The 15579-nt window shown below is 62.8% G+C and carries 6 protein-coding genes; 2 read left to right on the plus strand and 4 right to left on the minus strand.

Features of this window, described 5'->3' with window-relative positions:
• Window positions 1-31: 31 nt before the first annotated feature.
• The 4 genes from AB4Z25_RS16515 to AB4Z25_RS16530 all read right to left on the minus strand — a co-directional run bounded on the left by AB4Z25_RS16515 (window position 32) and on the right by AB4Z25_RS16530 (window position 12860).
• Complete coding sequence (locus AB4Z25_RS16515; RefSeq protein WP_442208555.1) at window positions 32-1318, minus strand: HlyD family type I secretion periplasmic adaptor subunit; 1287 nt, start codon at window positions 1316-1318, stop codon at window positions 32-34.
• A gap of 31 nt (window positions 1319-1349) precedes the next feature.
• On the minus strand, window positions 1350-3977 hold the full coding sequence (locus tag AB4Z25_RS16520) for a cadherin-like domain-containing protein (protein WP_442208556.1): 2628 nt from the start codon (window positions 3975-3977) through the stop codon (window positions 1350-1352).
• A gap of 12 nt (window positions 3978-3989) precedes the next feature.
• Entirely contained in the window at window positions 3990-5726 is a 1737-nt protein-coding gene (locus AB4Z25_RS16525; RefSeq protein WP_442208557.1) for a type I secretion system permease/ATPase, read from the minus strand.
• 69 nt (window positions 5727-5795) lie between these two features.
• Window positions 5796-12860 (minus strand): peroxidase family protein, encoded by a 7065-nt coding sequence (locus tag AB4Z25_RS16530; protein ID WP_442208558.1) that lies wholly within the window; start codon window positions 12858-12860, stop codon window positions 5796-5798.
• Window positions 12861-13288: 428 nt separating this feature from the next.
• Between AB4Z25_RS16530 and AB4Z25_RS16535 the strand changes: the two genes are divergently transcribed.
• Both AB4Z25_RS16535 and AB4Z25_RS16540 read left to right on the plus strand, forming a co-directional pair.
• A complete protein-coding gene (locus tag AB4Z25_RS16535; RefSeq protein ID WP_442208559.1) occupies window positions 13289-14698 on the plus strand; it encodes a sensor histidine kinase in 1410 nt (469 codons plus the stop codon).
• A 156-nt stretch (window positions 14699-14854) separates the two neighbouring features.
• On the plus strand, window positions 14855-15529 hold the full coding sequence (locus AB4Z25_RS16540) for a response regulator (RefSeq protein ID WP_442208560.1): 675 nt from the start codon (window positions 14855-14857) through the stop codon (window positions 15527-15529).
• Window positions 15530-15579 lie beyond the last annotated feature (50 nt).

Here is a 15579-nt window from a genome sequence, read left to right on the forward strand (position 1 = left end):
GTCCCATCGGCTCCCGGTGGATTTCCGGGCCCTATTCCTCGCGGAATGCCCGCATCATCTGGTCGGTGAATGGCTTTGCCAGATAGGACAGCGCGCTGCGCTCGTCGGTCTGGACATAGACTTCCACAGGCATGCCGGGAACGAGCTTGCGGCTGCCGAGCTGCAGCAGGTCCGAAGGCTTGATGGTGGCGAGATAGTAGGGCCGCCCAGTGGTGCGGTCGGTTGCCGTGGCAGCGGCCACGACATCTACGGCGCCGTGAAATTCGGGCGTCGTGCGCTGATTGAAGGCCGTGAAGCGCATGCGTGTCGGCTGGCCGGGGGCGATGCGGTCGATGTCGGCAGGCGGAACCTGGATTTCGACGGTCATCTCTTCGCTATCGGGAACGACGGACATCACCGTCGCACCGGCACCGACGATGCCGCCAATCGTGTGAATCTGCATGTCGAAGATCAGGCCGTCGACCGGCGCGCGCACTTCCATCCGCGACAGGCGGTCATCGGCGGCGACTTCCCGTTCCGTGAGTTCGGCAATCTTGGCCTCCAGCCCGACGATCTCCGTCTGCGCCTCCTTGCGGCGGTTCTGATCGAGCGACAGGAGCTTCATCCTGACTTCGCTGATCTCGTTTTCAGTTTCGGCCATGCGGGCGATCAGCTCGCCGCGGGCGCCTTCGATGCGCGCCTTCTGCCGGGCGGCGTCGCGCTGCTGGGTGATCTGAATCAGGCCTCTTGCCAGCAGCTGGTTGGTCTTTTGCAGTTCCAGATCGATGATTGCCTTTTCCTCATCGTTGGACTGCTGCTGGGCGCGATAGCCCTCCACCTGCTGCTGCAGCTGCGCAGCCTGCAGGCGAAGCTGTTCCTTCTGATTGGCGAGCATGCCGAGGTTTTCGGTAAACAGCTTGGTCTCGCTCCTGGCGAGCGCGACAGGCACGTTGAGCCCTGCGAAGCTGACGGTTTCGGCCCCGTCGCGTTCGGCGGAAAGTCGCGCCATCATCGCCTGCAGTTGCTGCAGCTGGATGCGGACGATCGTCAGTTCGACACGGGTCTGGGTTTCGTCAAGGCGGAAAAGTACGGAACCCTTGCGGACGGCGTCGCCGTTGCGCACCAGGATTTCCGAAACGATGCCGCCATCGCGGTGCTGGATCACCTTGACCTGTTGCGAAACGGCAACCTGCCCCTGCGCGATGACGGCACCCGAGAGCTTCGCCTGTGCGGCCCAGCCGCCAATGCCGAAGACCAGCGCCCCGGCGAGAAACGCCGAGAGATAGATGCGGCCCGAAATGCCGAACTGCTTTTGTGTTTCTTTCTTTGCCGGCTGCATGTGCTTTCCCCTAGCTTTTCTTTGATTGTGATCAGGCTTGATGCGGAGCGGTGCCATCCGCGCCGGTGTCGCGTGCCGCCAGGATGAAGTCCTGTTCGGTCAGTTCGTGGCGGCCATAGAGGAGGATCTCGAAATCCTCGTCGCGCTCGAAGTCGATGATCGCCTTGACGATAGTCCGGTCGCCGTCCTCGAAGCTCTCGTGATAGAGCATGATCCGGTTCACCGGCTGCTGCGGGCCGTCTGTATCGGAGGTGCCGAAGACCAGTCCGCCGATGCTGGCGGCAATCCCGGAGAAGTCGATCCGGTCGCCGACGGCGAAATCGCGAATCTGGTCGCGGCCGTCGCCATCGTTGGCGATCGATGACAGCGAACGGAAGACGAAGACGTCGTCTCCGGCGCCCCCGGCCAGGAAGTTGAGGCCATCTCCGGCGATGATGAAGTCCGCGCCGCTGCCGCCGATCGCGGCCTCGAAGCCTGCCAATGTGTCGTCGCCGATATCGATGCCGGTGGCGGTGCCTTGGTCGAGGTCGATGATGACGTCGTGCACGGCCCCGGCGGCACTGTAGGTGTCGAAGCCGTCACCGCCCTGATAGCTGTCGTCGCCGTCGCTCCGTCCGTTGCGGCCGTCATCGGCGGCGTGGACGGCAACGAGAACGATATCATCGCCACTATCGCCGGAGACGATGTCGTCGCCATCTCCACCGGTCAGCACATCATCGCCGGCGCGGCCGGAGAGGCGATCGTTGCCGTTGCCGCCGACGAGAATATTGGCGGCCGAATTGCCGGAAAGGCGATCGTCACCGGCGCCGCCGATCACGGCCTCGAAGCCTTCGATCGTATCGCGGCCGATCTCCTGACCCTCGGCCAGCTGCGCTTCGAGATCGGCGATGACCTCCTGGACCAGCGCAGCGAGATCGAGCGTATCGAAGCCATCGTCTCCGGAATAGTGATCATCCCCGTCGTCGTCATCATCGCGATCGCCGCTCCGGGCAAGCACGACGAAGGTGTCGTCGCCGTTTCCGCCGGAAATCGTGTCGTCGCCATCCTTGCCGCAAAGGGTGTCGTCGCCGTCGGCGCCGGCCAGAATATTGGCGGTGTCGCTGCCGGTGAGCGTATCGTCGCCCGCGCCGCCGGTGAGATTTTCGATATCGACGAGCCTGTCGCTGCCGATCTCTTCGCCGCTGGCGGTCCCAAGAGAAAGGTCGGCGGCGACGGCCTTGCGGGCGCTGCTCATGTCATAGGTGTCGATGCCCTCGCCACCGGAATAGCTGTCATTCCCGTCATGCGCCGTGGCTGCTGCCATGCGCGCTTCCTCGCCCGCGAGCCCGGCCCTGATCGTGTCGTTACCTTTGCCGGCGATAACGACGTCATTGCCGCTGCCGCCGGTCATTGCGTCGTCGCCATCGCCGCCGTCGAGATAGTCGTCGCCGGCTTCTCCGAGCAGGCTGTCATCGCCGTCTTCGCCGAAAAGCCGGTCCGCGCCGGTGCCGCCGCTGAGCGCGTCGTTGCCGTGTCCGGCGATCAGCGTGTCGTTGCCTGCCTCGCCGAACAAACGGTCATCGCCGTCGCCGCCGAAGAGAACGTCGTTGCCGGCACCACCGAAGAGCGTGTCGTTACCTGCGCCGCCATAGAGCGTATCGGCGCCGTCGCCACCGAGGATCACGTCGTCGCCGCCGTCGCCGGAGATAATGTCGTCGCCTTCGCGCCCATAGATCAAGTCGCTGCCGCCGAGGCCGGATATCAGGTCTTCGCCGGGCGTCCCGGTCAGCGTGTCGGCGCCTTCCGTTCCCTGGATTTCATGGGGCGGCGCCTTGCGCAGGTTGAACAGGGCGCCGGTGCGGATTTCGGCCTGACCGTCGGACACGTCATAGGTGAAGGTGACGTCGCCGATATAGCCGCGCTGCGGGGTATAGAGCCACATATCCTGCCCGTAGGCGCGGATCTGGCCACTCGATACCGAGATGTCGTTGATGCTGAGCTTGTCGCCATCCGGATCGTACATATGGGCGAGCAGGTCGTCGAGCATGACCAGCGCCGAGAGGTTCACGAAGCCGCTGGAGAATGTGTAGCGTCCGAGGCTGACCGGCGCCCGGTTCGGGTCCGGGTCGTCCTGGTCATCGGGATTGCGATTGCCACTGGAGGGCGCGCCGCTGGCGGAAGTGCCGCGCGTTGCGCGGGACGGCAGGTCCAGATGAACGGGCGGGCGCAGCGCCGGAAACTCGAAGCCTTCGCCGGTGTCGATGATGCTGCGCAGATTGTCGTTGGCCGTGCCGCTCAGGACGGTGCGCTGGAGGCGCGGCGGCATGTCCGTGACGTAGAACGTGCTGGTGCGGAAACTCAGCCGGACGGCAGGCTGCTGTTCACCTGCTTCCGGAGCGGCGGCCTCGCTCGCGAGCGTCTGGAGAAAGGCGGTGACGTCCTCGATGATCCCGTAATCGTCGTTGGAGGGTTGTTCCGGCTCCTGCTCCTTGGCCTCCGGCTGCTGGTTGCGTGCGCCGGGCTCGGTCTTTGCAAACATCATCGCCAGCGCCGAAAAGGCCGTCAGCGGCATGAAGAACTTGCGCGGTCCGCTCTTGCTCTCTTCCTTCTCGCGGTACTTGTTGATCGGCGCGATCGCTGCCTGCGCATCCGGCAGGCCAAGGGTGAGCTTCTCCTCCATAATAGCTCTCCCTTATTCCGCGGCCGTCGAGCGCGGCCGATGGCTGTCGCCGAACGACTTTTCGACGGCAAGCGGCTTGGCCTTGGTCTGTAGCAGCGTTTCCTTGGGGCCGAAGGAGGTGAGCTTGCCGCCCTGCATCAGCCCGACCATATCGACGGCCTGCAGCGCGCTGGGGCGGTGGGCGATGATGACGACGATACCGCCGCGGCGCCGGACCGAAAGGATCGCTGTCGTCAGGGCCTCTTCACCTTCGGCGTCGAGATTGGAATTCGGCTCGTCGAGTACCACCAGGAAGGGGTCGCTATAGAGCGCGCGGGCCAGTGCTACGCGCTGCCGCTGACCGGCCGAAAGTGCGGTGCCATTCGGGCCGAGTTCGGTCTGGTAGCCTTCGCGCAGGTGGACGATCATGTCGTGGATGCCGGCCGCCTTGGCGGCCAGAATGATCTTGCGTGGATCCGGCTCCTCGGCAAAGCGGCAGATGTTATCGGAGATCGTGCCGTCCATCAGTGCCACGTCCTGCGGTAGATAGCCGACGTGATCGCGGAAGAAATCGGCATTCCACTGGCCGAGATCGGCGCCATCGATGCGCACCGAACCGCGCAGCGCCGGCCAGATGCCGAGCAGACTCTTGACCAGCGTCGTCTTGCCGCCGCCGCTGGGGCCGATAAGACCGAGCGCCTGGCCGGCCTTCAGTTCGAAACCGACCTCGCTGAGCAGCACAGCGCCGGTGCTGGGCGCAACGGTTGTTAGCCCCTCGATCCTCAGGCTTTCCTTGGGTTCGGGAAGCGGGATAAACTCTTCCTTGCCGTTAAGGACAGCCAGCGTTTCCTGGATACGATTGTAGCTGCGGCGTGCGGAGACGACGCTCTTCCACTGCGCGATCGCCAGATCGACGGGGGCGAGCGCGCGGCTGGTGACGATCGAGGCAGCGACGATGGCGCCTGCCGAAAGCTCGCCGCCGATCGCCAGATAGGCGCCGAGGCCGAGGATCGCCGATTGCAGCATCATGCGCAGCACCTTGGAGAGACCCGACAGCGTGCCGCCGATATCGGAGGTTTTGGTCTGGTGCTCGAGGTGATAGCGATTGGCCCGCTCGAAGCGATCGACGGCGCGCTGAGTCATGCCCATGGCATGCAGGACTTCGCTGTTGCGGGTGTTGGAATCGAGCACGGCGTTGCGGGTGACGGCGGCCTTGATCATCGTATGGGCGTGACGCCGCGTCAGCACTTCGGCGAGGATCGTCAGACAGGCGAGCACTGTGGCGCCGCCCAGCGTCAGCATGCCGAGCACCGGATGCAGCAGCCAGACGAAGACGAGGTAAATCGGGATCCACGGCAGGTCGAAAAGCGCGATCGGGCCTTGGCCGCCGAGGAAGCTGCGCAGCGTATCGACGTCGCGGCCACGCTCAGCGGCCTCTGCTGTCGAATAGCCGTAGCGTGGCATTTCGACGACGACCTGGTGCGTCAGCGGCGCCAGCGTCGTATCCATCTTGGCGCCGAGGCGCACGAGGATCTGCGAGCGCAGGATGTCGAAGACGCCCTGGAAGAGGTAGAGGCCGATCGCCAGAACCGAGAGCGCGATCAGCGTCGAGATGCTGCCGCTGGCGAGCGCCCGGTCATAGATCTGCAGCATGTAGAAAGCGCCGGTGAGCGCCAGGATGTTGATGAGCCCGGACAGGCCGAACAGATAGGTCAGGATGCCGCGTGCCTTGTCGATCTTGTACTGCGGCTCTTTCTTCTTCGTTGCCATGATTTTCCCCTCCGGCAATGCATTCGGCATGCCCCATGGCCGTCACCGGCCATGGGGCAGAGCCATCGATCAGGAGACCCCGTTGAAGTCGGATGCCTTCAAATTGTGGGTACCGGCGATCATCAGTTCGAAGTCTTCCTCGGGATCGGCGTTGACGTTGCCGCGCAGCACCGTGAAGGCCTCGCCATCGATGGTTTCGTGGCTTACGGCGATCTGGCCGGCGGCGGTAATCGAGCCCGCCTTCAGCGCGAAGCCCTGGACACCGGCGACCGACGTGTTCGCATCGATGGCCGAGAAGTCGATCTTGTCTCCCGGCTGGAAGCCATAGATCTTGTCGCCGTTGGCCGCTGCCGCCGAGGTGAAGCGGAAGACATCCTCTCCAGCCCCGCCATCGATGATGTTGACGGCGAGCGATGCGGTGATCGTGTCGTGGCCGGAACCACCGATGAAGTTTTCGAAGCCGTAGACGGTATCCGTTCCTGTGCTCGACCCGGCGACACTGCCTCTGCCCATGAAGCCGTTGCCGAGATCGACCGTGAGGTTGGTGGTTGCCGCTGCATAGTCCAGCGTGTCGTTGCCATCGCCGCCCCAGTAGGTGTCGGAACCGTCGTTGAGCTTGGCGAGGATCAGGTCGTTGCCTGCACCCGCCCAGACCTGGTCGTCGCCCGCTCCGCCTTCGATAACGTCGTTGCCATCGTCGCCATAGAGCCGGTCTGCCCCTGCGTCGCCGAAGATATGGTCGCCATCAGCGCCGCCATGGACTTCGTCGTCGCCATCACCGCCCGACATCACATCGGCGCCTGCGCCGCCGGTGATGAGGTCGTGGCCGCCTTCACCGCGCAGGATATCGCTGCCGGCTTCACCGACGAGGATGTCGTTACCATCGCCTGCCAGGATGATGTCGGCTGCGGCTGCACCCAAAAGGGCCTCGCCGGCACCGGTGCCAACGAGCGCGCGGGGCGTGGCCGGAGCCGGACCTTCGCCGCCGGACGGCTGTTCGCCGTCGTCGTCATCATCGTCGCAGCTGCCGCTGCCTTCCTGCTCTTCTTCCTCTTCCTCGTGGTCGTCGTCGCCTGGACCAACCGGCGGCTCCGAACCATCGGGACCGACGAAGGTGATCGAGCTGCCGTCACGGGTCATCACCGTGCGTCCCTCGTCATCGACAGTCGTTTCGAAGTCGGCTGCGGTCAGGCCGTCGGGAAGCTCGATGACGTCCTGCGGGCGCAGCGTGCCGACGATCGTGTCGTGACCGCCATTCGAGCGGAAGACGATGCGGTGTGCCGACTGCAGTGCCGAGATGTCGATCACGTCGTCGCCGTCAGTGCCATCGATGGTGATGGTGTTGAGCGCCAGGCTGGTCTGCGAGAAGTCGCCGATGACGGTGATGGTGTCGCCACCCGTTGTCCCGCCAGTCGGCGTGCCGTCATCCAGCGTTATGTTGCCGACGGTGATCTCCTCGATATTGTCGAGTTCGGCGATGACGGAGGCGTTGTCGGTACCGTTGCGGGTGATGACGATTTCGGTCGTCGCCAGCAGACCGGTGATTCCGGCGAGCTCGGCGGCCTGCCGCGTATAGATGCGGAAGGTCTCGTTGCCGCCTTGGCCATTGCGGCCGTTGAGGTCGAACGTATCGGTACCCGCGCCGCCATCGACGATATCGCGTCCATCCGTTGCGCCGTTGTTGTTGGCGTTCCAGACGATGGTGTCGTTGCCGCCACCGGCGAGGATGATGTCGTTGCCGGTGCCGCCGTCGAACGTGTCGCCGGAGTTGTCGCCGATCAGGATGTTGTTGCCGGTTGTGCCGCTGACATCGTTGGTGTCGCGGGTGACGGAAACAGTGGCCGTATCGGTCGCCGCACCGTCGTTCACCGTGTAGGTGAAGTTGCGCTGCTGCGTCGTCGTGTGGGTGACGGTGATGTCGCCTGTCGGACCGACCGCGACGCCGAAGCTCGTCTGGTTCTCGGTGGCGCCTGTGATGTTGAGGACGCTGTCGACATCGGTATCGTTGGCGAGCAGTGCCCATTCCGGAATGACGAATGTGCCGGTTTCAACGTTGGTGATGACACTATCGTCACCGGCGACGGGCGCATCGTTGACAGCCGTGACCGCTATCGTTGCGGTCGACGGATTGCTGTTCATCAGGCCGTCGTTGACGGTGACGGTGATGACGCGTGCCACTGTTCCCGGCTGGTCCGAGCTATTGCCGAAGGTGATCGCCTGGATTGCGGCCTGATAGGCGGCAAGCGTGGCGGTCCCCGTCAGCGCGATAGCGATCTGGCCGGCAACCGAAGTGTCGGTCTGGGCGGTGATGCCTGCAGGAAGAGCGCCTGCATTCAGCTGGTCACCGTTCTGGGCATTGGTCAGAACGATCCGTGCGGAGACAATCTGGCCATCCTCATCGGTAATCGCAGGACCGGAGGCGATCGCAACCGGCTCACCATTCTCGATGAAGCTCGTTGCATAGTTGATCGATGGCGCCGCCGCAGGGCGGGTGAAGTCGATCGTGACATTGTCGATATCGACGATGTCATTATTGCCGAGTGCGGTGGATGTGAAGCGAACAATGGCCCCGGCGGTAAACGGGCCGGTCAGATCGATGCTCCGTTCGGCAACGTTTGTTGCAGAGTTGATGGTGTCGATCTGGATGAAATTGACGCCATTGGCCGCAAACCAGACGGTCACGGTATCGCCCTGATCGAGTCCGCTTTCGTTCACATCGTAGGTGAGACGGGCCGTCGTCGCGCCTGCAAGGTTAGCGGCGCGCTGCACGCTGGCCCCATTGCCGTTGTCGTCGAAACGCAACGTGCCGCCGGTCACGAGAACATCGCCGCTAGTGGCGCTGTTGTTGTCGCTAGACTCTGTCCAGGGTGTTGTCCAGAGCGTCGTGCCGTCGGAACCCGTATAGCTCGACGGGCTGAAGTCGTCGCGGTATTGGCCACGATCGAGCGTGTAGAGCTGGAGTTGCGGCGGGCTCAGCGCATATTCGCCGTCCGCAAAGCGCAGCCGCTCGATGTTGAACAGGCGGTCGGTGCCGTCGGAAACCGGATTGGCAACCGTCTCCTCATCTCCGTCGGGCCCCCCGTCTTCGTCGAAGCCGGTGTGAGCGACGGTGATGCTGCCATCCGCATTCTGGGTGATCGTATAATTGGCGCGGACGTCGGTATAGACGGCCGTATCGATATCGCCCTCTACCTCGCCGTCGATGATCTCGCGGACGATTTCGAGTTGGCTCGGGTTCAGCGTGCGGTCGAACATCAGGTCGCTGAGTGTGCGGCCGTTGAACATTGCGGCTCCGTTGGGCGCAAAGACGCCCTTCGACAGGCCGTCGGACGAACCGATCTCATTGCCGTTGAGGTCGTTGATGCGGATCCGGACGTTCAGCCAGCGGTCGCCGTCGATGATATCGTCTCCGGCAAGGCCGGTGATGATATCATCACCGCCGCCGCCGAGCAGGATGTCGGAAGCGTCAGCGGTATCCATGACGATTGTTTCGGTGACGCCGTTGACGGTCACCGAGGTACGGGCACGGTGGGCGACGAGCTGCGAGAGACCGGCGATGAGGCTGAGGTTCTTTTCGAGCAGCGCGTTCGAATAGCTTTCGAGCGGGCTGCCGGTACCCGGAATGGCTGCGGTATTCTGCAGTTCGGCCCGGGCATTGGTCGGCGCGACGCGTCCGGTCAGGATATCGTCATGGACCCAGCCTGAGAGACCTTCCACGAGGTCAAAGCGGTCGCGGAGGATGAAGGCTTCCTGGGTGGCGAAGAGCGGAATGCCGAGATCGGAATTGGCCGCCGTATCGTCGCCCTTGTGGATCGCCCAATCGAAACCGGCCATGCCGTTGCTGCGCTGGATGCCGTCGCCCTGGAACATGATGTCGTCGCCGGATTCGGCGTCGTAGTCGGTGTCGCTGCCATCGCCGTTCAGAACGTCATGGCCGATGATCGAGGAGTTGAAGAACAGCTCGGAGTTTTCGCCAGACAGCGTGTCGAAACGGCCGCCGCCCTCGATCCAGTCGTTGCCCTCGTTGCCCATCAGGAAGTCGCCGCCGTCACCACCGCGGATGAAGTCGTCGCCGAGGCCGCCGAGAACGTGCTTGCCATCGGGGCCCGCGATGATGAAGTCCTTGCCGTCATTGCCGAAGATCAGCGCCAGGCCGCTACCGCCGTGGATGACGTCGTTGCCGCCTTCGCCATGCAGGAAGTCGGCGGCGCCGATATCTGTGCCGGCATTGGTGATGATGTCGTCACCCTCTCCACCATGGACGTGGTCGACGCCGTAGCCGGCTTCGAGCGTGTCGTTGCCGCCATAGCCCCAGATCGTGTCGTCGCCTTCGCCGGCAATGATCGTATCGTCTTCCTCGGTGCCGCCCATGACGACGTGGTCGCCGCCGTGATAGGCCATGTAGTCGAGGTCGCCGTCGCCATCGGGGTCGCGGCGCACGACCAGCGGAGTCAGCGCCTGCAGGATCGGGTCGGTGAAGATCGGATCGGCGCCGACCTGCTTCGAGATGTCCATCTCAAGCGTATGGTCAGGCGTCGAGAAGATGTCGCCCGACAGCGCCGTCGAACCTTCGCCCAGATCGGTATTGCGCATGATGATCTTGCTCAGCGAGTTGTTTTCCAGCTCGTTGAGAAGGTTCAGGCCCTGGACGCGGGAGAGATAGTAGAAGCGGTCCGATTCCTGCAGGTTTTCCATCTGCAGTTCGAAGACGAAGGAGAAGGTGGAGCCGAGCATGCCGCCGAAATCCATCTTCTTCTCGGCAAGGCCGCCGATCCACAGATCGATGTCGTTGAGACCCGTCTCAGCCGTCGCCCAGGCGCCGGTCGAATTCAGGAATTCCAGACGGTCGGCAGGTGCGCCTGCCGTGCCGAGCACGATCGACGCGGCGGCGGCGCGCTTGGCGTCGAGCGTCGTTGCACTGGTGATCGAGGAGTGCGTGCCGTAGGCAGCGATGAAGTTGACGATCGACGCGGTGTTCTGCAGGTTCAGCGCGAAATCGGTCCAGCTGACATAGGGCTTCAGCTGGGTGTCCTGACCGGCTGCTTGGTAGAACTGCGCACGTGCGTCGTTCAGCGTCGGCAGGCCGACGTCGCGGCCGCGGGCGATGTTGAGGGCGGCAAGATCGAGCGGGATACCGACCAGCTGGTTGCGCAGGACGTCGGTGACGAATTCGTCGATCTCGTTGCCGCCCTGTCGGGACATGCCGCGGATGATGGCACCGGCTGCCTGATCGTGATTGACGAGCACGTTGCCATTGGCATCGACGGCGCCGAGTTCCAGCGGGTTCAGGAAGCCGTCGAAGAGCGTGATGTTATCGAAGCTGAAAGTACCATCCGCATTTTCCACGAGGCGGTCGATATCCTGGTTCAGCATCGAGTGGCCGAAGCGGTAAACCGCGTGGGCGAACTCGGCGAAGATCGCCGGATTGATGTCGGTCGACGGCTCGAAGACGAAGGCATCGATATCCGGCTGCATCTTGCGGCCAAATTCCTCGAAGACGAGGTGCTGATACTGCATTTCGGTGGTGAAGCGGCCTGCCTGGAACAGACGCTCGCCGTTCCAGACGAGTCCCTCAAGTTCTGCCTCGGTTGTCGGCAGCGTGGTAATCGGCTCAAGCAGCCACTGGTTGATAAAGACCAAGTCGGCGCTGTCGAGAACGACCTGCTTGGTCTGCTCGACGACGCCGTTGTGCTCCGAGTGGAAGATGTGATGGATCGACGTCAGGCCGATATTCTCGTTGCCGCGGCCGTCGCCGGTGATGTAGTGGGCGTCGAGCAACTCGTCATCGTAGGCAGTCTGCTGACCGCGGCTGTTGAAGCCGCCGGAATAGCCTACGGCGTCGTCACCGTCGGCCTGCAGGACGCCACCGGCGATGACCGGTACTGCAGCATGGGCGATGTCATCGAGGAAGGCGTGGCCGATGCGGACGGCTCCAGCGGTGCTGACAGGAGCGCCCGGCGTGCCTGAGACAACGATGTCGTCGGCGGTGTTCGGAATCCCGTCCGCGCCGATGCCGGTGATCACCTGGGCGAAGCCGTTGGCATCGGGGATGAAGCGGCCATAAGGATCGGTGCGCAGCAGTGGAATGTTGGTGACATCGGCATCGGTCAGGTCGATGCCGAGCATCTCGCGGGCCTGCGCCTTGATGTCTGCCCAGGTGGGCAGGCCACGGTCGCCGTCGAGCAGATGGCCGGTCGCGACAGGCTTGCCCTCATGCATGACATATTCGCGCAGGAACACCTGATGCGATGCATGCGAGGTGTAGGTCTGGTTCTGGTCGACCCAGGGAGTCGTGGTGTTGGCAGCCACTTCGCCATCGGCGTCGCGGCTGGCGCGGGTCAGGACCATGAAATTGGTGTGCGGCGTTGCGGGGTTGTAGAGCGGGTCATCCGGCGAGAGCGGAATGTAGACCGTTCCGGCACCGCCCTTGGCCACGAGGTCGAGGCCATGGTCGAAGAACTGGCCGAACAGCGTGAACATCGAGTTGTAAGGCGCGGAGTCGCCGATATCGGGCGAGACGTTCTCGAACGTGTAGACGTAGACGGGACTGCCCGCGGCGGCGAGAACGGTGCCATCGGGGCCGACGACGTTGGTTGCATGGGCGACGGGCGCGCCATTGGCGTCCTGCATCGGTACGCGCGTTGCCGTCTTGCCCTCGGCGAGCATGGCATCATAGACCATGATCGCGGCCGGGTTGTTGCTGGTCTGATCGACGATCAGGTTGGAGATGATGCGCGGATCGGCGTCGACGACTGTGCCGGGTGCAAGCATCGGGCTGCCGCTCGGTGTGCCCGGCGTGTAGTTGCCGTTGGTCAGGTAAACCGGATTTTGCGGTGTCCCGAACATCTGTGTGTCGTCATTTTCGTTGAGGTAGGTCGGCTGCACCAGCGGCGTGAACGGCTGGTCGGCGGCGCCCCAGGTTTCCTTGCCATCGAGCAGGTTGTTGTAGCTGCCGTCGACGGTTCGGAGGCCGTAGGGCAGGAGATGCGCCTGCGGTGCACCGGTGCCGGTCGCGCCGGCTGCTTCGCCGGCTTCGGCGACGAGCGCGGCAAGGTCACCACCGGCCGCATGCTGTTCGGCGATGGCGATCTGCTTCAGGATGAACTCGAGATCGTGTCTTACAAGCGTAACCATTTTCCCCTCCGTCGGCGCGCTGTCCTGGCGCCTGGTTTTTCGCAAACTTGTCCTGTCCGCCGGATCGCGCTGCGAGCCCGGCGGTTTGAATTGCCCCTGATGTCTTCAAAGCCCGCCTTGCAGGGCTGGCTTGGGATGATGCGATCTTGCGGAAAGTTGCCGGGGTTTTGAACGGCGCATGGTCGGACGATGTTTTCGATGTTCGTCCACGGCAAAAGCAGGTCTTCGGTCCTTATCCTTCCGGGAGTAAGGTCCTATGATGAATTGGCCTTTGGTCTGATAGAATTCATACGGGCCTATAGTACAAAAATGGTGCTTTATTTCCTTGGGTAATATTGCAAGGATGATAGCGCTATCGGCCTTGGGGGGACGTTTTGCCGGACGAATACTTAGGCGCCAGAAATGCTGGCGTAGATGAAAGCGCGGAAGTGCCGCGACTGTTTACGCGTATCCTTCGATGGGGCGCCGAGCGGACCCTTTCCACGCAGTTCCTGATCGCCAGCAGCTTGGTTATTCTGATCGCCACGGTTTCTGCGGGCTATCTGACGACGCGGCTGGTTGCCGACAAAGCGCTCAGCGGAAAGGCCGGCACGACGGCCTTGCTGGTTCAGAGCCTGACTGAGGCTGAGGTGCAGGAACTGGGCGGCTCGACGCGCCTTAAGGCCGCCAGCATCGCCCATCTCGACGCGCTGTTCGGCGATGCGGATCTCCAGGCGCGTTTCCCGCATATCGAGATATGGGCGCCCGACGGGACTGTTGCCTATTCCCGGACCAAACAGATGATCGGCCACCGCTTCAGTTTCCCCGAGGGCCTGCAGCGCGCCTTGAAAGGCGAAATTGTCGCCGTCTATGCCGATCTTCATGCCGACGAGCATACGTTCCGCAACATCAATACCGAATATCTCGAAATCTACAGCCCGCTGCATGACCAGGCCTCGGGGCGGATCATCGGCGTGGCCGAGATCCATGAGGATCCGAGCGGTTTTGTCGATGAGCTCGCGCGGCTGCGGGTGGTCACCTGGACGACGGTGGCGTTGTTCTCCTTCGTCGTCATGCTCGGCCTGTTCCTGATCGTCAGGCGCGGCAGCCGGACGATCGAGCATCAGCGGCAGGTTCTGAGCCACCGCGCCGAGGAGGCCGAGTCCGCCTCGAAGGAATTGATGGAGTTGAGGGATACGGCGCGCCGGGCCTCCATGGAATTCGCCAACCTCAACGAGACCTTCATCCGCCGCATCGGCGCCGATCTGCATGACGGCCCGGTACAGCTGATGACGCTGGCGATCCTGCAGCTCGACGAGTTGCGCGACCTGACCAAGAAGGATGAGCGCGCAAGGCTCCTCGACGAGACCAGCAAGACGCTCGGTGAAGCGCTGATCGAGGCCCGGACGGTCACCAAATCGCTGCTCTTGCCTGAGATCCTGCATCTCTGGGCCAAGGACGTGGTGGCCGAGGCGATCAGGCAGCATGAGGCGCGGACCAAGACCAAGGTCGCCTTTGTGTCCAGCGGCACCAATGCCGACCTGCCGCCGGCGCTGAAGACCTGCATCTACCGCTTCGTTCAGGAAGGGCTCAACAACGCCTACCGCCACGCTGGTGGCAACGGCCAGCGTGTCCGATGTCGGATCGACATGCCAGTCATCGCGATTTCGGTCGGGGATGACGGTTTGCCCTCCGGGACGGTGCCTTTCGCGGCGCGCGAGGGCGGAATGGGGCTCTATGGCCTCCGGCAGAGGATCGAGAGCTTCGGCGGTAAGCTTGCTGTTAACAAACGGCCCGGGGGCGGCATGATGCTGGAGATGGTGCTGGAGTTGCAGCAGGCCGACGCAACTGGCCTATAAGGCGACGGACTATCCGAATTGATAACTGGCTGAAAGCATAGAGATCGAATAGACAGAAATCCGATGAAGTTAACCAAGCATTAAAATCCGTCTTTATGTTTGGCTCTGTTTACTTTAGAGCTATCGGAAAGAAGACGAGGGGGTTTATTCGTCATCATGTCTATCTCTGTCGCATTCGTTGATGATCATCCAATATTGTTGGATGGACTAGTTAATCTTTACTCGGCGAAGGAAGATCTTCGAGTGACTGCCCGCGGGCAGAACGCCATCGACGCGCTGAAGATCGTCGAGGAGCACCGGCCCGACGTTCTTGTCACCGATCTCAGTATGCCGGGCGATACACTGGCGGCACTCGAGCTGATCCAGAAGAACTACGAAGGCACGAAGGTCGTGGTCTTCACCGCCACCGCCAATATCGACACGGCGATCCAGGTGCTCAATCTCGGCGTCTGCGGCTATGTGCTGAAGGGCAGCACGGCGCGCGATCTGTATGAGGCGATCAAGACCGTGCATGACGGCAGCACGTTCATCACGCCGGGTTTCGCCACCAAGGTGATCCTGTCGATGAAGACGGCCGAGGTGCGCCGCAAGGCGCAGATGCAGAAGCGCCTGAGCGCCCGCGAGGAGCAGATCGTCAACTACCTGCTGCAGGGCAAGACCAACCGCGAAATCGCCAGCATGCTCGATATCAGCGAGAAGACCGTCAAGCACTACATGACGATCCTGATGCAGAAGCTCGATGCCCGCAATCGCGTCGAAGTGGTGCTTGCTGCCCAGAAGCTGCAGTCTCCCGCGGAGACCGGCGCGCCATCCTCGATGCTGTTGTCGTAATCGGCGAGCACAGCCAACCAAAGAAACAAAGACATAAGCATATCTTTATG

Origin of the sequence: Rhizobium sp. RAF36, assembly GCF_052114105.1 — a bacterium.
In the GTDB taxonomy this organism is placed as follows: Bacteria; Pseudomonadota; Alphaproteobacteria; order Rhizobiales; family Rhizobiaceae; genus Rhizobium.